At 39.7% G+C, this 17941-nt stretch carries 17 protein-coding genes; 14 read left to right on the plus strand and 3 right to left on the minus strand.

Annotated features, from left to right (window positions below):
• The first annotated feature begins 5 nt into the window (after nt 1–5).
• From rbfA to NST15_RS08175, 7 genes are all read left to right on the plus strand, one after another.
• Nucleotides 6–356, plus strand: coding sequence for a 30S ribosome-binding factor RbfA (gene rbfA, locus NST15_RS08145; protein WP_007499525.1), 351 nt, complete (start codon nt 6–8; stop codon nt 354–356).
• A 68-nt stretch (nt 357–424) separates the two neighbouring features.
• Nucleotides 425–1354 carry a tRNA pseudouridine(55) synthase TruB gene (truB, locus tag NST15_RS08150; RefSeq protein WP_255233786.1) on the plus strand — a complete coding sequence of 310 codons (930 nt, stop codon included), beginning with the start codon at nt 425–427 and terminating at the stop codon, nt 1352–1354.
• An 18-nt stretch (nt 1355–1372) separates the two neighbouring features.
• On the plus strand, nt 1373–2323 hold the full coding sequence (ribF, locus tag NST15_RS08155) for a bifunctional riboflavin kinase/FAD synthetase (RefSeq protein WP_255233787.1): 951 nt from the start codon (nt 1373–1375) through the stop codon (nt 2321–2323).
• A 155-nt stretch (nt 2324–2478) separates the two neighbouring features.
• Complete coding sequence (rpsO, locus tag NST15_RS08160; RefSeq protein WP_008354438.1) at nt 2479–2748, plus strand: 30S ribosomal protein S15; 270 nt, start codon at nt 2479–2481, stop codon at nt 2746–2748.
• 183 nt (nt 2749–2931) lie between these two features.
• A complete protein-coding gene (gene pnp, locus NST15_RS08165; RefSeq protein WP_017367264.1) occupies nt 2932–5049 on the plus strand; it encodes a polyribonucleotide nucleotidyltransferase in 2118 nt (705 codons plus the stop codon).
• Between the two features lie 185 nt (nt 5050–5234).
• Nucleotides 5235–6128, plus strand: coding sequence for a polysaccharide deacetylase family protein (locus NST15_RS08170; RefSeq protein WP_234781057.1), 894 nt, complete (start codon nt 5235–5237; stop codon nt 6126–6128).
• Between the two features lie 33 nt (nt 6129–6161).
• Nucleotides 6162–7394 (plus strand): pitrilysin family protein, encoded by a 1233-nt coding sequence (locus NST15_RS08175; RefSeq protein WP_041090488.1) that lies wholly within the window; start codon nt 6162–6164, stop codon nt 7392–7394.
• 51 nt (nt 7395–7445) lie between these two features.
• On the opposite strand, the gene NST15_RS08180 is transcribed toward NST15_RS08175, so the two are convergent.
• Entirely contained in the window at nt 7446–7709 is a 264-nt protein-coding gene (locus NST15_RS08180) for an acyl carrier protein (RefSeq protein ID WP_052463354.1), read from the minus strand.
• Between the two features lie 170 nt (nt 7710–7879).
• Between NST15_RS08180 and NST15_RS08185 the strand changes: the two genes are divergently transcribed.
• The 3 genes from NST15_RS08185 to NST15_RS08195 all read left to right on the plus strand — a co-directional run bounded on the left by NST15_RS08185 (nt 7880) and on the right by NST15_RS08195 (nt 12455).
• Nucleotides 7880–8800: an aminoglycoside phosphotransferase family protein gene (locus NST15_RS08185; protein WP_342498992.1), complete on the plus strand. Its 921-nt coding sequence runs from the start codon at nt 7880–7882 to the stop codon at nt 8798–8800.
• Nucleotides 8801–8973: 173 nt separating this feature from the next.
• Entirely contained in the window at nt 8974–10743 is a 1770-nt protein-coding gene (locus NST15_RS08190; protein ID WP_342498993.1) for an ABC transporter ATP-binding protein, read from the plus strand.
• Nucleotides 10740–12455 (plus strand): ABC transporter ATP-binding protein, encoded by a 1716-nt coding sequence (locus NST15_RS08195; RefSeq protein ID WP_342498994.1) that lies wholly within the window; start codon nt 10740–10742, stop codon nt 12453–12455. The genes NST15_RS08190 and NST15_RS08195 overlap by 4 nt, the downstream gene beginning before the upstream one ends.
• On the opposite strand, the gene NST15_RS08200 is transcribed toward NST15_RS08195, so the two are convergent.
• Complete coding sequence (locus NST15_RS08200; protein WP_041090484.1) at nt 12442–12702, minus strand: phosphopantetheine-binding protein; 261 nt, start codon at nt 12700–12702, stop codon at nt 12442–12444. The two genes, NST15_RS08195 and NST15_RS08200, sit on opposite strands and share 14 nt — an antisense overlap.
• A gap of 101 nt (nt 12703–12803) precedes the next feature.
• On the opposite strand from NST15_RS08200, the gene NST15_RS08205 reads away from it, so the two are divergent.
• From NST15_RS08205 to NST15_RS08220, 4 genes are read left to right on the plus strand one after another with little or no spacing between them, the layout of a single operon-like run.
• Nucleotides 12804–13817 carry a hypothetical protein gene (locus tag NST15_RS08205; protein WP_342498995.1) on the plus strand — a complete coding sequence of 338 codons (1014 nt, stop codon included), beginning with the start codon at nt 12804–12806 and terminating at the stop codon, nt 13815–13817.
• Nucleotides 13818–13836: 19 nt separating this feature from the next.
• The gene (locus NST15_RS08210) at nt 13837–14415 is read left to right on the plus strand and encodes a CYTH domain-containing protein (protein ID WP_342498996.1); all 579 of its coding nucleotides are present in this window, start codon (nt 13837–13839) and stop codon (nt 14413–14415) included.
• A 5-nt stretch (nt 14416–14420) separates the two neighbouring features.
• Complete coding sequence (locus NST15_RS08215) at nt 14421–15566, plus strand: nucleotidyltransferase family protein (RefSeq protein WP_282833621.1); 1146 nt, start codon at nt 14421–14423, stop codon at nt 15564–15566.
• A 23-nt stretch (nt 15567–15589) separates the two neighbouring features.
• Nucleotides 15590–16756, plus strand: coding sequence for a hypothetical protein (locus tag NST15_RS08220; protein WP_342498997.1), 1167 nt, complete (start codon nt 15590–15592; stop codon nt 16754–16756).
• Here NST15_RS08220 and NST15_RS08225 read toward each other — a convergent pair.
• Nucleotides 16753–17835, minus strand: a complete 1083-nt coding sequence (locus NST15_RS08225; protein WP_342498998.1) for a serine hydrolase domain-containing protein — start codon at nt 17833–17835, stop codon at nt 16753–16755. The genes NST15_RS08220 and NST15_RS08225 overlap by 4 nt on opposite strands.
• Between the last annotated feature and the right edge of the window lie 106 nt (nt 17836–17941).

Genomic DNA, 17941 nt, shown 5'->3' on the forward strand with positions numbered 1-17941 from the left:
AGATCATGAGTATGAGAGCAACCCGTGTGGGTGAGCAAATGAAAAAAGAATTAGGCGACATCCTTGGCAGAAAGCTAAAAGATCCAAGAATCGGCTTTTTGACTGTAACGGATGTTGAAGTATCCGGTGATTTGCAAATTGCCAAAGTCTACATTTCTGTTCTTGGCGACGAGAAGAAAAGAGAGGAAACCCTAAAAGGCCTTGCAAAGGCGAAAGGGTATATCCGCTCTGAAATTGGCAATCGAATTAGACTTCGTAAAACACCAGAGCTTCACTTTGAATTCGATGAGTCTGTAGATTACGGTAACCGAATTGAAAGCCTGATTGCTGAACTAAACACAAAAGATCACGAATAAGACGTTGAAATAAGGATAGGCGATGATCGTCTGTCCTTTTTCATCGTTTATGAAAGGAGAGAACGAAGGTGCAAAACGGTGTTCTTTTATTACATAAAGAAAGAGGCATGACCTCTCACGACTGTGTGTTTAAAGTGAGAAAGATTTTACACACAAAAAAAGTGGGACATACAGGGACACTCGATCCAGAGGTTTCAGGTGTTCTGCCTATTTGTATTGGACGAGCGACAAAAATTGTGGAGTACTTAACAGATAAATCGAAAACGTATGATGCGGAAATCACCATTGGATTTTCTACAACGACAGAAGACCAAACAGGTGAAGTAGTAGAAGAAAAAAAAGTGCCGGTACCGATGTTAGAAGATGACATTGATGCTGCGTTGAAACAATTTGAAGGAACCATTGAACAGATCCCTCCGATGTTTTCTGCTGTGAAAATTGGCGGGAAAAAGCTCTATGAATATGCGAGGCAAGGCATTGAAATTGAACGTCCAAGCCGTGAAATTACCATTCATCGCATCAAGCGGACAACACCTGTCACATTTGAAAATGGTAAAGTATCATTTAGATTCACCGTACTGTGTTCAAAAGGCACATATGTGAGAACGTTAGCCGTCGATATCGGAAAAAAACTTGGGTTTCCAGCCCACATGTCTCACCTCATTCGCATAGGATCTGGTGACTTTACGTTAGATGAATGTATCACTCTTGATGAGTTGCGGGAGATCAGCGAGAAAGGAACGGTTGAGGAACATCTTGTGCCGATCGAGCGTGCGCTCAATCATTTGCCGAAATGGGAGATAAATGATACATTAGCAAGTAAAGTGGAAAACGGTGCAGTCCTACCTATGCCTGATGAATTTGCTCATTTTGCAGAGGAAGATCGTGTCGCTGTCTTTGCTCCTTCAGGCCGTTGTATGGCGATTTATATGAAGCACCCGACCAAACAGAACCTGATGAAGCCGGCGAAGATTTTATCACAGGACAAGCAATCTTAAAGAAAAGGTGACCATCTCGTGAAGACTATACATATTTCACACCCACATACATTGAATCAAAAGGATCAAGTCCCGTCTGTGATGGCTTTAGGGTATTTTGACGGTGTTCACCTCGGACACCAAAAAGTGATTGATGCAGCGAAAAACATTGCGGAAAAAGAGGGTTTAGCTCTAGCTGTCATGACTTTTCATCCGCATCCATCACATGTTCTGCAAAAAGCACGTGAACCAAAAGACTTAATCACACCGCTTGAGGATAAGATTGATTTTATCGAACAATTAGGTGCTGACTACTTATACATTGTGCAATTCAGCGAAAGCTTTGCAGCACTGTCTCCTCAAGACTTTGTCGATCAATATTTGGACGAACTGAATGTGAAGCATGCAGTCGCTGGTTTCGATTTTACCTTCGGCCGGTTTGGCGCAGGCACAATGGAAACGTTTGACGAATACGGGAAAGGGCGGATTTCTGCGACCATTGTACCTAAGCTTTCCAACCAAGACCGGAAAGTCAGCTCGACCCTTATACGTTCCGCATTGAAAAATGGAGACGTTGAATATGTGAGTGAGCTTTTAGGGAAACCGTATCAGCTGCGCGGCATTGTGATTCATGGAGATAAACGAGGACGCACGATTGGCTTTCCAACCGCCAATGTTGGTTTGTCTGCTGAATACATCATCCCGCCAACAGGCGTATATGCAGTGAGAGCAGAAGTGAAAGGCAAGGTGTATGACGGTGTTTGTAACGTTGGCTACAAACCAACATTTTATGAAAAACGTCCTGATCAGCCTGCCATTGAAGTGAACCTTTTTGATTTTAACGAAGAAATTTATGGTGAACCGATTAAATTACAGTGGTACAAACGGATTCGCAGTGAACAAAAATTTAACGGTATCCAAGAATTAACGGCTCAAATTAGTCAAGATAAAGAAGAAGCGATTCAGTTTTTTCAAAATCATCTTCATTAAACAAAAAAATCGCAGAAAAACCGCTCTATCATTTGCAAAATCGGCATATTTTTAGTATGATAATTCCTGTAGCTTTAAAACCACTTACTTGGCAGGCCGACTTCACCGACGGTTGCGAGGTAGATGGGGCTAACATGATTTGGAGGTGAAACAGGATGGCTATTACTCAAGAGCGTAAAACTCAATTAATTAATGAGTTCAAAACACACGAATCTGATACTGGATCTCCAGAAGTTCAGATCGCTGTCCTAACAGAATCAATTAACAACTTGAACGAGCATTTACGTACTCATAAGAAAGATCACCACTCACGTCGCGGTCTTTTGAAAATGGTAGGTAGACGTCGTAATCTTCTTACGTATCTACGTAATAAAGACGTAACTCGTTACCGTGAGTTAATTAACAAACTAGGCTTACGTCGATAATCGTAAAAAGCGGGAGGATTCCCGCTTTTTTATCGTATAATCACTAATATTTTATGGTTAAAATGTTGAAAGAATGGCAAAAACCCTTCTACATACAGCTTTCACATTGATATGTGAAAATCATTTTGTTCATAATAAGAAATAACCTAAAAACTTTACGACAAGAGAGGAGTTTATCTCAGAATGGGACAAGAGAAACAAGTCTTCACCATAGACTGGGCTGGACGTCAACTGACAGTTGAAACTGGCCAGCTTGCAAAGCAAGCAAACGGAGCAGTTCTCGTACGCTACGGAGATACGGCTGTGCTTAGCTCAGCAACAGCTTCTAAAGAACCAAAACCACTTGATTTTTTCCCGCTCACTGTAAACTACGAAGAAAGATTATATGCAGTTGGTAAAATTCCTGGTGGTTTCATTAAAAGAGAAGGCCGCCCAAGTGAAAAAGCAATCCTTGCGAGCCGCTTAATTGACAGACCGATCCGTCCACTATTTGCAGACGGATTTAGAAATGAAGTACAAGTCATTAGTATTGTCATGAGTGTGGATCAAGATTGTTCATCTGAAATGGCTGCAATGTTTGGCTCATCTTTAGCTTTATGTGTGTCTGACATTCCATTTGAGGGACCAATCGCTGGCGTGACAGTAGGACGAGTAGATGGAAAGCTCATCATCAACCCAAATGTTGAGCAGCTTGAACAAAGCGATATCAACCTTGTTGTAGCTGGAACAAAAGATGCAATCAACATGGTAGAAGCTGGTGCTGATGAAGTACCAGAAGAAACAATGCTTGAAGCCATCATGTACGGCCATCAAGAGATCAAACGCTTAATCGAATTCCAAGAAGAAATTGTAAAAGCTGTCGGTAAAGAAAAAATCGATATTCCTTTATATGAAGTCGATCAAGCATTAGCAGAGGAAGTAAAACAACTTGCTGAAGTGGATCTACTGAAAGCGATTCAAGTACATGAGAAGCATGCTCGTGAAGATGCCATCAGTGCTGTGAAAAAAGCTGTCGTTCAAAAATTTGAAGAAGAAGAGCGTGACGAAGCAACGATTAAACAAGCGAAGGATGTCTTAAACAAGCTTGTGAAAAACGAAGTTCGCCGCCTTATTACTGAAGAGAAAGTACGTCCAGATGGACGCGGCGTCGATCAAATCCGTCCACTTTCTTCAGAAGTAGGACTTCTTCCAAGAACGCACGGTTCAGGATTGTTTACAAGAGGCCAAACACAGGCACTCAGTATTTGTACATTAGGTGCACTTGGTGATGTACAGATTCTTGATGGTCTTGGTGTTGAAGAGTCTAAGCGATTCATGCACCATTATAACTTCCCACAATTCAGTGTTGGTGAGACCGGCCCAATGCGTGGTCCAGGCCGTCGTGAGATTGGACATGGTGCGCTAGGCGAACGTGCATTAGAGCCAGTTATTCCATCTGAAAAAGATTTCCCTTATACGGTTCGCCTTGTGTCTGAGGTGTTAGAATCAAACGGTTCTACTTCACAAGCAAGTATTTGTGCGAGCACACTTGCGATGATGGATGCAGGTGTTCCAATTAAAGCACCAGTTGCAGGGATTGCAATGGGACTTGTTAAATCTGGTGAATACTACACAGTGCTGACAGACATTCAAGGAATGGAAGATGCACTTGGAGATATGGACTTTAAAGTAGCAGGTACATCTAAAGGTGTAACAGCGCTTCAAATGGACATTAAAATCGATGGTCTATCAAAAGACATTTTAGAAGAAGCACTTCAACAAGCGAAAAAAGGAAGAATGGAAATTTTAGATAGCATGCTGTCAACGATTCCAGCTTCTAGAGGAGAATTGTCACGTTATGCACCAAAAATCTTAACGATGACAATCAATCCAGATAAAATTCGCGATGTCATTGGACCAAGCGGTAAACAAATCAATAAAATTATTGAAGATACCGGTGTGAAAATTGATATTGAACAAGACGGTACAATCTTTATCTCTTCTACTGAAGAAGACATGAACCAAAAAGCGAAGAAAATCATAGAAGATCTTGTCAGAGAAGTTGAAGTTGGTCAACTTTACCTAGGTAAAGTAAAACGAATTGAAAAATTCGGTGCCTTCCTCGAAATCTTCAGCGGCAAAGATGGACTTGTTCATATTTCTGAGCTTGCACTTGAACGTGTTGGCAAAGTAGAAGATGTCGTGAAGATTGGTGACGAACTACTCGTCAAAGTCACTGAGATCGATAAACAAGGCCGTGTGAACCTTTCTCGTAAAGCTGTTTTACGTGAAGAAAAAGAAAAAGAAGAAAAGCAGTCTTAATGAGAACAAATAAAATGTGTTAGAAGCCAGGTATCCGTGCCAGGCTTCTTTCTTTTCTTGCGCGTAACAATAGTTCTAGCTTGTTTCTCCCCATCATAATTTGTGGTAAAGGGGAGGGACAACCATTGAAAAAAACGATACCATTCTTTGTGTTTGTATTTTTACTGCTCGTGTCATATCAAACGATGAAGCAGCCGGCTGCTGTTACATATATGAATTCAATGAAAGAGCACGCCGAGGTAGCATCTGTTTCAAAAGATATTCTGTATCAAGAGATCGAATCGAAGTCTTCTGACTATGAAGAGAAGCCGCAAAATGCTAAGATTGATAAAGTGTGGAAAAAGATGCCTGGTTTAAATGGACAGACAGTCGATATCGATGCTTCTTACGAAAAAATGAAAAAACAGGGCTCTTTCGATGAAAAGCTGCTTGTTTTTAAAGAAACAAAACCATCTGTCCATTTGCATGAACTTGGTGCTGAACCTATCTATAAGGGACATCCAGATAAAAAGATGAATGCATTCCTGATCAATGTAGCTTGGGGCGACGAGCATTTAACAAAGATGTTGAATACACTAGAAAAGCATCAAGTGAAGGCAACCTTTTTCTTAGAGGGCAAATGGGTGAAAAACAGTTCAGATCTTGCTAAAAAAATCGTGGCAGATGGTCATGAAATTGGAAATCATTCATACAATCACCCGGATATGCGCACACTGACAAGAGAACGAGCATTAGAGCAGATGATTAAAACAAATCGCCAAATTGAAGAATCCCTTGGGAAAAAACCGATATGGTTTGCGCCTCCAAGTGGCAGCTTTAAAGAAGAAACAGTAAAGCTTGCGAAACAAGAAGGAATGGAAACCATTATGTGGACAGTAGACACGATCGACTGGCAAAAACCATCACCAGCTGTATTACAAAAACGAGTGCTTGGGAAAATTCACAATGGGGCGATGATATTAATGCATCCAACAGACGCAACAGCGAGAAGTCTTGACGCACTTATCACTCAAATCAAAGAAAGAGGATATGAATTAGGAACGGTTTCTGACCTCCTAAGTGAAAAAAGACATCCGTGATGCGATCTGTTTGTTGAATAGGAGGAGCAAAACTTGGTCAAAACGTATACATGCCAAAACGGAGTAAGAATTGTACTTGAAAACAATCCCACTGTAAGGTCTGTCGCAATTGGCGTCTGGATTGGAACAGGTTCTAGACATGAGACACCAGAAGTAAATGGGATCTCACACTTTTTAGAGCATATGTTCTTTAAAGGAACAAAGACGAGATCTGCACGTGATATCGCAGAATCCTTTGACCGCATTGGTGGTCAAGTGAATGCCTTTACGTCAAAAGAATATACTTGCTATTATGCAAAGGTACTTGATTCACATGCTGGGTATGCCCTCGATGTGTTGAGTGACATGTTTTTCAACTCTGCTTTTGACGAAGAAGAGCTGAAGAAAGAAAAAAATGTGGTCTATGAAGAAATTAAAATGTATGAAGATACTCCTGATGACATCGTTCATGATTTGTTAAGTAAAGCCATTTACGGTGATCATTCATTAGGTTATCCGATTTTAGGAACAGAGGAAACACTCTCTACTTTTAACGGTGATTCCCTTAGAAAATATATGGATGAATTCTATACGCCAGATCGCGTCGTCATCTCTGTTGCAGGGAACGTCGATGACACCTTCATTCGTGAGGTCGAAACATTATTTGGCTCGTATGAAGGAAAGGGGAAAAAGCAGCCTGTCGAAGCCCCACAATTCCACTATGACAAACTGACACGCAAAAAGGAAACAGAACAAGCGCACCTTTGCATGGGCTTTAACGGACTTCCTGCTGGAGATCAGGGCATCTATGACTTAATCGTCTTAAATAATGTTCTAGGCGGTAGCATGAGCAGCCGGTTGTTCCAAGACGTAAGAGAAGATAAAGGACTTGCGTATTCTGTATTCAGCTATCATAGTTCATTTGCAGATAACGGAATGCTGACGATCTATGGTGGAACTGGAGCGAAGCAGCTAAATCTGCTATCTGAAACCATCTTACAAACATTAGACGTCTTAAAACGTGAGGGAATTACGCAGAAAGAACTTGAAAACTCTAAGGAGCAAATGAAAGGCAACCTCATGCTTAGTCTTGAAAGCACAAACAGCAAGATGAGCCGAAATGGTAAAAATGAATTACTCCTTGGCAAACATCGTACGCTTGATGAAATTATTGATGAAATCAATCGCGTCTCATTAGACGGCGTGAACAATTTATCGAAAAGAATCTTTACAGAAGATTATGCCCTCTCGCTTATTAGTCCGACGGGTGATGTACCTTCTGCTTAATCAAAAAAAGGCATGTCTTTTAAAAGAGATGCCTTTTTTCATGTCTAAAGATTAATCAGCTAACTTGTTTTGCAGCTGATGAACAATTTTATTGATTGTCGAAAAGTGCTCTGTCAATAATTCCTCATCTGCAAATTGAATATCAAAAACCTCTTCTAATTCCAAAATGAGTGAAACTGCTTTTATTGAATCGAGACCGTGATTTGTTAACTCTTCATCTGCACCAATAGAAATCTTGCTATCATCGTCCAAAGAACGCAGGACCAAATCTTTTACTTGACTTGATAGTGAAAGGGCATCCGTCGTTTCATTCATCTGCAACGCTCCTCTTTACAAATTTTCTATTCTTTACATAAATTAACTATATTAGAATGGAAAAACATTGTAAAGCAGTTTCGAGATAAATAGGAATTGTTGATCATTCTCTTCAAATGAAAAATTTGGTAGAGTGAGAAGAAAAGAGACTGGGAAGGATGGATCAATCCATGAATAAAACAGACCTTGTGCAGCACATTCCCTTATTAAAAAAAGCGATCTCCATAGACCAAATTGATAAAGGCTATTCTCGAGATGAAAAATGGGTCGTGACGATGTCATCAGGTGAAAAGTATGTCCTTCGATTCACAGATCAAGACCAATATGACAAAACAAAGACGCAATTTGAGCTCCTTTCCCAATTAAGACGTCACGGTGTTCAGTGTGCTGATCCAGTGAAAATGGGTGTTCTAGATGAAACACAGCAAGTGTACTATATTTTATCGTTTGTAGAAGGTCAAGAAGCAAAAGAAATCATGAGTCAGTTAACAGAAGAACAGCAGTATGCGATCGGGGTAAGTGCAGGACAGGATTTACGAAACATGCATACATACCCAGCGCCATCACACATCGAACCTTGGGAAGAGCGTGTTGTGAAAAAGCATCATCGATATTTAGCTGCTTATCGGGAAAGCGGTATCTCCATAGAAGGGGATGAAAAAGTTGCGCAGTTTATCGCACAGCACATAGATAAGGTGAAGGGAAGACCTAACCAATTTCAGCACGATGACTTTCATTTAGGGAATATTATTATAAAGAATAATAACTATGCAGGCGTTATTGATTTTAATAATTTTGATTGGGGAGACCCCATTCATGATTTTTATAAAGTAGCTCTTTTCAGTAGAGAAACAAGTGAAGCATTTGCGGCTGGTCAAATAAATGGGTATTTTGATGGTGAAATACCAGCTGATTTTTGGCAGCTTTACTCTGTATATGTCGCAATGAGCATCTTTTCATCGATTATGTGGGTCATTAAATTTGATCCAGGTCAAATGGATGAGATGATCGAAAGACTAGAAAATGTATTAAAAGATCATGATTATTTTCGTCAAATAGAACCTCATTGGTATACGTGTATCACTAGATAACAGTGAAATATAGGACGATTAGGCGGTGATGGAAGTCACTGCCTTTTTTGTTATAATGATACAAATTACACATTGTCATGAGTAGAAACATTTTATATAATCCAAACAAGGATCGAAAAAGTTGTAAAAAAATTCCGTTTTTTGTTGAAAAAGAGCAAAAGGCTGGTGATGGATTGAAACAAATCGACAAAGATTCAAAGCAGTTATGGCGTGTATATTTATGGACACTCTCATTTTTAAAGCCTTATACAGGTAAAGTGATTCTAGTCATTATGAGTGGATTCGTTATTACCTTGAGCGAACTCATTATACCTAAATTTATTCAATATTTTATTGAAACGATTTTGCCAGCAAAAGACTTTTCTAAAATGAATGGATTATTGTTAGGCCTGACTGGCTTGATAGCACTTGGTATTATACTGACAGCTGCACGAAATTTATGGCAAAGAAAATTAATCGAACAAGCCTCAAGAGATTCACAATTTGCTGCCTTCCAGCAAATCCGTCAACTCGGTTTCTCATACTACGAACAACATTCTGTTAGTGAAACACTCTCCTTTGTTAACACACAAACACGAGCTGTACAAGAAATTTACAGACGCTACTTCCCACAATTTATTAATCAGACACTATTTATCGCCATCTCACTATACTTTATGATACAAATTTCTATCTTACTCACTCTTATCATCATTCCAAGTTTTATTCTCTACTATATCTTTGGCCCTTGGCTTGAAAAAAAGGCAACGATCTACGGAAGACAAAGTGCAGAAGGTTTTCGCACGTTGCAAACAAAATTATACGAAAGTCTTGCTTCAATGGAAGAGCTTAGAATTTTAGGTTATATGAATTGGGACATGGAGCGGATTCAAAAGCTGCATGAACAGGTCCGCCAAGATCATGAAAAAAATGTTTTTTTCGCTTACTTACGAGGAAGCAACCGCAGGCTCACTTATTATATTGGTGCTCTAGCTACATTTGCTCTCGGCATCTACCTTGTAAATAATGGCCAGCTGACGACAGGCGGTTTTGTGGCATATATACTATATTATTTTTCAGCAATGCATATGCTTACTTCTATTGTCACACTTCTAACAGAACAACGAATCTTAACCTTTCAAATTGAACCTTTATATCATTTTATGAAAAAAACACCCGATATTAGAGAGCCTCGTCAGCCTATGCTGCTTGATCAAGTCGAAGGCGATATCGTGTTTCATGACGTTGATTTTCATTATCCCAATCATCCTCCTTTATTAAAGGGGATGAATCTACATATTCGGCGTGGTGAAAAAGTGGCGCTTGTCGGTACGAGTGGTGGAGGGAAAACATCGCTTCTTAAATTAATTGGACGCTTTTATGATCCCTCATCTGGGATGATCACACTTGATGGAGTTGATTTTCGCTGTTTACCTACTAGTCAAATAAGAGGTGCGATGGGGTTTGTTTTTCAAGAAACGTTTTTATTTAATATGAGTGTAAAGGACAATATTCGTTTTGGAGATACAAGTCTTTCAGATCAAGAGATTATTGAAGCCGCTAAAAAAGCTGATTGCGACTCATTTATAAGAGAACTAGAAAACGGATACGACACCATACTTGGGGAAAGAGGATTAAAACTATCTGGTGGTCAAAAGCAAAAGATCGCCATTGCCCGGCTATTTGCTAAAAATCCAAGTGTTGTATTACTCGATGAAGCAACAGCATCTCTTGACAGTGTCAGCGAGCAAAAAGTCCAGCAGGCATTACATCAAACATTTAAGGAATCTACTGTCATTGCAGTCGCACATCGTTTATCTACTGTAAGACATTTTGACAGAATTATTTTGATAGAAGACGGTCGTATGTTAGAAACTGGACATTTTAATGAATTGATGAGAAAAAAGGGACATTTTTATCAATTGGCGTCTGACCGCTCAGAAAAGGAGGCAGGTGTAACATGAGGAAAAATTGGCTGTTTCTTTTGATCACAAAGCAAAAATGGATGCTCATCCTTGCTCTTTTACTCGTTTTGATTGAAGCAGCAGCTAATTTAGCCATGATCGGGCTGCAAAAGTGGCTCATTGACGATGTCCTTTTGAATAGCGGCAATCAACATTTCCCCCATATCTTGATGCTGTTTGCCATCATTTTTCTTGTCTATGTTGTCATGTTTGTCGCCAGTCCATATGTGATGCACAAAAACTACCTTACCATCCACCATTCATTACAAAAAAAGATGTTAGATCAGCTTCAGCAAGTATCGATGAGATCATATAAAATTCATCCAGTTAGTTATTATTTACACAAGCTTAACCAAGATGTAAAGACAGTCGCTGTCACAGCTGCTTTACATATACCGAAGATTGTACAAACCATTTTTATGGCCGTTGTTTTATCGATCATTTTACTATCTGTGAGTCCTGTATTATTTCTCTTGCTTCTTTTTGCAAGTACGTGTTATTTCATTGTCGGTAAAAAAATGGCGAAAACGGCAACAAACATCGCAAAAGAAGTGCAAGAGAGAAAGTCAGATCTATTCGTGCATGTCGAAGAAGGAATTTCTTCTACAAGAGAAGTGGTTGCATTTGATCGACGCAAATGGGAAATCGGTTTGTATAAAAAGCTATTTAACAAGATGATGGATCGTGTCATTAAAGAAGGTAAGTTTCAAAATAAGCTTCTATTTTTAACAGAACCATTGAAATGGTTTGGAATACTATCTGTGCTTGTGTTTGGCACTTATCAAGTAGCAGCAGGAAACATGTCAATCGGCTTGTTTGTGGTCATTTACCAATATGCTTCTCAATTAATGAAAAGTTATCAGGAGTTATTCCAGTATGTATTTGAATTTTTCCAGCAGCGTGCATCTGTTCATCGAATTGCAGACGTACTGCAAATAGAAAACGAAGAAAAAGGAACGAAGCGAATACATTCTGTGGAAGATGTGGTGTTTGAAGATGTTTGTTTTTCTTATGAACAAACATCTAAAGGGGCTTTAAACGACTTGAATCTTCATATTCCAAAAGGAAAAAAAGTGGCCATTGTTGGAGCGAGCGGCAGCGGGAAATCGACTATCTCAAAGCTGGCACTTGGACTTTATCAACCGGATAGCGGAAACGTTTTAGTAAATGGCGTTGAACGATCAGAGATAGAGCCATCTCATTTCTTAAAACGAGTAGCCGTTGTCCCGCAAGAACCCTATTTCTTCCCAGACACCATACGTCTCAATCTCATCATGGGATTAACTGATATTACTGAAGAACAACTTGAACAGGTTTGTGAGATTGCACAAATTCTTCCCTTCATTAAAGGACTTGAAAAAGGATTTGATACAGTCATTGGAGAGAGGGGAATTTCCTTGTCAGGGGGACAACGACAGCGTTTAGCTATCGCTAGAGCGCTTTTAAAACAGGCTGATTTTCTGATATTAGATGAGGCGACATCGGCCCTTGACCGGCAGACAGAAAGGCAGGTTCAAAAAGGGATAGATGATGCAAAAGGAGGAAGCACTTTGCTTGTAATTGCACACAGATTATCGACCATACAAAATGCAGATATGATCTATGTACTTGAAGACGGTGCTGTTCAAAGTTGCGGTACTCATGAGGAGCTGATGGAAGCCTCCTCGCATTACCGCTCTTTATTTATGGCGCAGGTCATCACAGCGTCTTAGTCAGTTTGGTGTTGACCAAAGTAAAGAGTCGATCTAAGGTGCGGAAGTGGTCAGGGTGTAATTCTTCGTCTTCAAACGCAATGTGAAAGGTGTCCTCTAATGAAATAACAAAAGAGACAATTTGGACAGAATTTAATCCTAAAGCTTTTAAACTATCATCAAGGCCTGGCTGCTCAGTGAGCGATAACTTATTCATCACAAGTTGGACAATTTTTTCTTCAACTTCTGTTCGTGTCAGTTCATTCATGTCGTGGCTCCTTTCTAAAAGATTAATATGTGTTATATTTTGGTGGATGAAGAAGAAAATTGCAATCGTTTTTATCAATCTATCATAAGGGGTGGCATTCATTGTCATATGTAAGCTATCAAAAAAATAATGTTCGTGTGGTATTAGGGGCAGATGAATCAGTTCAGAATTTAGTCATCAGTAAAGTACATCCCTATGTTGAGTGCAGCAAAATAACAGACAGACCTGAAGGAGACGTTTGGACGATTTTAACCAGCAAATATGCACAAGACATACAAACAGAAGTGCCACTTGAAGAAGTCTTTTATCAAACCAAGATGGAACCTCGCTGCCGCTACCTGTATCACGGAGAGAAGAAAGTCGTTGTAATAGATGAACCAAAAGATGTCAGATGGACAGCACAACACGCACTGCGATTAATAAGAGTACTGCTTCGCCTTTTGTGTTATCAGGATGGACTTGTCTATTTGCATGGCGGCATGATGGAGATGAATCAAAAAGGGGTTGCACTAGTAGGCGGATCAAGAGCGGGCAAAACATCCACCATTTTATCCTTGTTATCCTTAACCGATGCAACGTACATCACAAACGATGATATAGGGATTTCATATACGAACAACGAGTACAAAGGAACTGGTTGGCCGAGATCTATGAGTATTCGGAAAGATTCTTTTGAAGCCATTGAAAAGTTTGATACACCATATAGGCTTCAAACATCGAGTCACCCATTTAATGAAGATGATAAGAACTATCATTTCGTCTATCCGGAGGAATTAGAAAAATGGTTTTCACGTGAAGTCAAAACAATGGGGAAAATTGACGTCATGGTGTTTCCTGAGTTTTTACCTCATGGGCAAACGGGCGCCACACTTTCGAAAATCAGTCCACATGAAGCAGGGGAACGTCTAAAGGAGCACGCAGTCATCAATCCTGGAAGACATAATGAGTTCCTCTTACCATATTTCACATTACCGACACCCGAAGCGCTAGAACCATTTCTTAAACATCTAGCGGAAAAGATCCCTTGTTATTCATTAAAACAGGCATTTACTTCTTTAGAGAAAGGAACCTTTCTCATTCAAGAGCTTCTTGAACAATCCGATATTGTCGTGTAAGACGTTTTGGAGGTGAGTCATGGTTGAGCAGGAGTATAAATATTTGTTGTCACAAGCAGATTTTCAACACATCTACAACATATTAAGTCAAAATCATAAACCCGCGTATCTACTTAACTTCAATTACTATTATGACACCTCAGATTTTTTATTAAAACGATATGGCTATACCGTACGGATCCGTCAAACCAGCGGCAAACGAACACTTGAGATCAAATGTCCCAGTCAAACATCTGGCTATAAAAGAGTAAGAGAAGAAAAGTCATTTCCTATTGAGGATCTACCGCAAAAACTAGATGTACAGAACATCGTAACGTCTTTACCTTTTACAATGACTGAACAGCCAGAGTTGTTAGGACTATTGGTTACTGAACGAACTACCTTTTATATCGAGACAGGCATCAAAGTGGATTTGGATCAAAGCAGCTATCTTGGCATCACAGATCATGAATTAGAAATTGAATATGACAGTGAAAAAGCATATGAGGCAGATCAATGGTTTCATAGACTAACGGATGATTTGGACATACCAGTCAATCGAAAAGGGAAACGCTCTCGATTTATCACTAGATTTAAATCACTATACGGGAAGGAGTAATCAACATGCGGGCTGTTTTGGATCAATCCACTCTCACAAATGAAGAGAGGCTGCTATTACTTGGCTCACGTATTCAATTAAATGAAAAAGAAGAAGAGTTGATGAGAGATTTATTAAAAGACGGCATCGATGTACCTCAATTGATTGGACTTGCATCAAGACATAAGGTACTTCAACTGATGACGCCTCATTTGATTCGCCTTGATGATGAAAAAAAAATCACGACAACCTACAAATTTTTACTTCATTATCATTATATCGGGAATCGTCAAAAAAATATGGAGAGATTCAAGGAATTAAAGCGTCTCTTACAAACATTTCGAAAAGCAAAGCTGAAAGCAGTCCCTCTCAAAGGAGCCATTTTAACGCCTCTTGTTTACAAAGATTATGGACTCCGAATGATGTCAGACATTGATTTCTTAATTCATCCAGATGATCGAAAAAGAGCTTCTTCATTGCTCAAGGAGGAAGGGTTTATCATCGGTAAATATGACTGGGCAACCGATCAAGAAATACCGATTTCCCGAGAAGAAGAAATGATGTGGAGAATGAATGCCGGGAATCTTTATTCACATATTAAACGAAGCGGAGAAGACTTTTTGAAGGTTCACCGTGTTGATTTCTCATACGATGTTGAGCTGAAAAAAAACTACGACGCTACAAATGCTTTGCTAGATGCTGCTATAGAAAAGTCATTTTTGCAAACGGATACTTATATGCTTGAACCTTTAGATTTTCTCATTCATCTTGCTTTCCATTTATACAAGGAAGCAACAAATGTACAGTATGTCTATTTACATGCAGATCTCAATTTGATTAAGTTTTGCGATGTAAGGGAGTACGTCAAGTTTGCTGAAGAGCAAAACCAACTTGATTGGCATGCTTTGCAAGCAAGAGCGAAGGAATTAGGGGCCGAGAAAGCACTTTTTTACACGTTTACGTTTGTAGATTTATTGTATCAAACGAACTATATCGATCAATTGCAGCAGTTAGATATGAGTGACCAATCGTTCTTAGAAGCCTATGGAGAAAATGATTTCGGTTCTTCGAAAATGTGGAAGAAATCTTTTGTTGAGCGTTTTTTCAGCTTGGATAATCGTGATGAGCTTGAAGAGGAGCCTGTCGTACAGCTGTTCCCTGAAAGGCAGTAGCAAAATGAAGAGGAGGATTCTATATGGAGATAAAAGCGCTTTTTGAAAAGCCAAAGAACGATTTTCCTTATGAAAAATCATTTGTGTTTGCAGGTATTCATTTTAACATTCTATCAACCGAATCGCTGGCAATTGAAGATATCGAACATTATATCCCGAAAGAACCAGACAGTGTGGGGGATATGTCTTCACAGATTGATATACGGTTTATCATTGATCCTGAGCTTGAACAGTCCGTTCGCAATGCGTGCTTTCAAAAGGGTGAAACGATTACAGCAAAAAGGAAGTTTACTTACAAACGATTGAAATTAGACGATCAAGTATTGTTTGCCTCGCATGAAGGTGACGAGCCGCACAGTGTGGCGGTGGATAAAGGGCGTTACGCTGTGATTGGAGAAAACAATAATGAATCTGCGATACGCTGTCCACTGCGAATCGTTCGAGAAATTGCCCTTAGAACATTAGAAAACCAAGGTGGATGCTTTACGCATGCAGCAGCTGTCTCTTTTGAAGATGGCCAAAAAGGAGCGCTCATTATTGGCGATAAAGGTGCCGGGAAGTCAACCACTATGTGGCAGTTTTTGCATCATGGAGGAGCAGATTTTATCACAAACGATCGTTCCATTTCAGTGCTTGAAGATCAGGAACTTACTGTGTATGGATGGCCGATGTGCTTGGCGCTTGGAGTAGGAACCGTCCAAGCCACAACAAATATACAGGAACTGAAAAACAAAAAATTCAGCCGGTCTCAAGATAAAAGAATATGGGATGAAACCATATCAACAGAGGAAGAGGCAAAAGAAAAATGGGCGAGCGGCTGTAAGTTTGAAATTACACCAAAAGAAGCTGCTGACATGACAGGAACAACGATTCGGAGCTCTACGAAAGTAAATATGGTGATTTTTCCTTCACTCAAAATAGGTTCAGGTGAGATCAGGCTTGTACCAGTAAAAAACGATGATCAGAGAGCAAAAGATATCATGGTCGCCAATATAAGAGAACCAGAAGATCCTGACTATTTAAAAGGCTGGCTCGGCCTTCGGCATGTGTCAGATACCTTTCTTGAACAAAAGGCATCTGAGCTAATCCATCATTTATTCAATATGCCATGTTTTTATTTAGAGGGTGATCCACGGTATTTACAGGACGCGATTCCAGATCTATTAAACAAAAAAGTGAGTTCCATTTAAAGAGACGATTGTCTAAACATTCGTTTGAGCCGGTCTTCACGCTTTTTTATCTGTTCGTGATCTGCTGGCAGCAAGATTTGAAAGAGCATGTCGGCAATCGGCCGAGCGAGCCTTTCGTCAGAGTTTAAGAGAATGCAAACACCTAATTTACGCTTTGGAATGAAGCCAATATAGGAGGTGAAGCCTTTAATTTCTCCGCTATGTTCAGCTAAGGTGAATCCGTTAAAAGGTCTCAAAAACCATGAAAGACCAACACCTCTAGTGAAATCTTCTTCAACCATAACGGGGCTTTGCATTTCTTTTAGCGAATGCTGATGAAGCAGACGGTTTCCGTCGTATTGAGCTTGAATGAATCGAATCAAATCATCTGCTGTAGAGAATAGTCCGCTTGAACCGTCCTCCCAAGATGGTGTTTCAGCACTTGGATAAGATATGCCGGAAAGGCCAGAGGAAGAAAGGGTATACCCTTTGGCTGTTGATGCAGTTTCAATAAATCCAGTTTGCTGCAAATCGAGCGGTTCTAATATGCGGGTATGCACTAATTCTCTAAATGGCTGTTGACTCACTTTTTCTAGTACTTTACTTAAGATTGAATAGCCAAGACTGGAATAATTGATGATAGACCAAGGCGGTGTAAAAATAGTCAGTATTTCCATGCACTGAGCTAATGTCATATCTCGCAGATGAGTTGCTTTATCGAGTGTTTTGGGCAGTCCTGAGATATGAGAGGCAATCATTCGGAAAGTGAGTGGAATTGGTTCAGATATGTGACTTTTTATGAAAGATAGTAAAGGTTCGTAAGTATGAATAGGCTCATCGAGTTGAATCAATCCTTCCTCTCGCATTTTCATCATGACCATTGCAGTAAAAGGCTTAGTCACAGAACCAATTCGAAAGGTTGTGTCTTTTGTAATAGGGGTGCCGCTTTCAATATCAGCGAGGCCCTCATGCCACGACCAAATGTGCTTATCTTCATGAGAAATACAAATAGAGCAGCCAGGGATTTGATGTTGATTCAATAACTTCTTCATGTCAGTGGTTGTATCTTGCAAGCGTTGTAGGATCGATTCATTGATCAAAATAGACACCTCTTTCATACAGAATATATATATATTACCAAATGTTTCATGTTGTTTTAAGATGAACGATCAATATTTTTATATTTTAAAAGAGAGCGGGCGATTG

Origin of the sequence: Bacillus sp. FSL R5-0820 (assembly GCF_038593385.1) — a bacterium.
GTDB classification, from domain to species: Bacteria; Bacillota; Bacilli; order Bacillales; family Bacillaceae; genus Bacillus; species Bacillus altitudinis.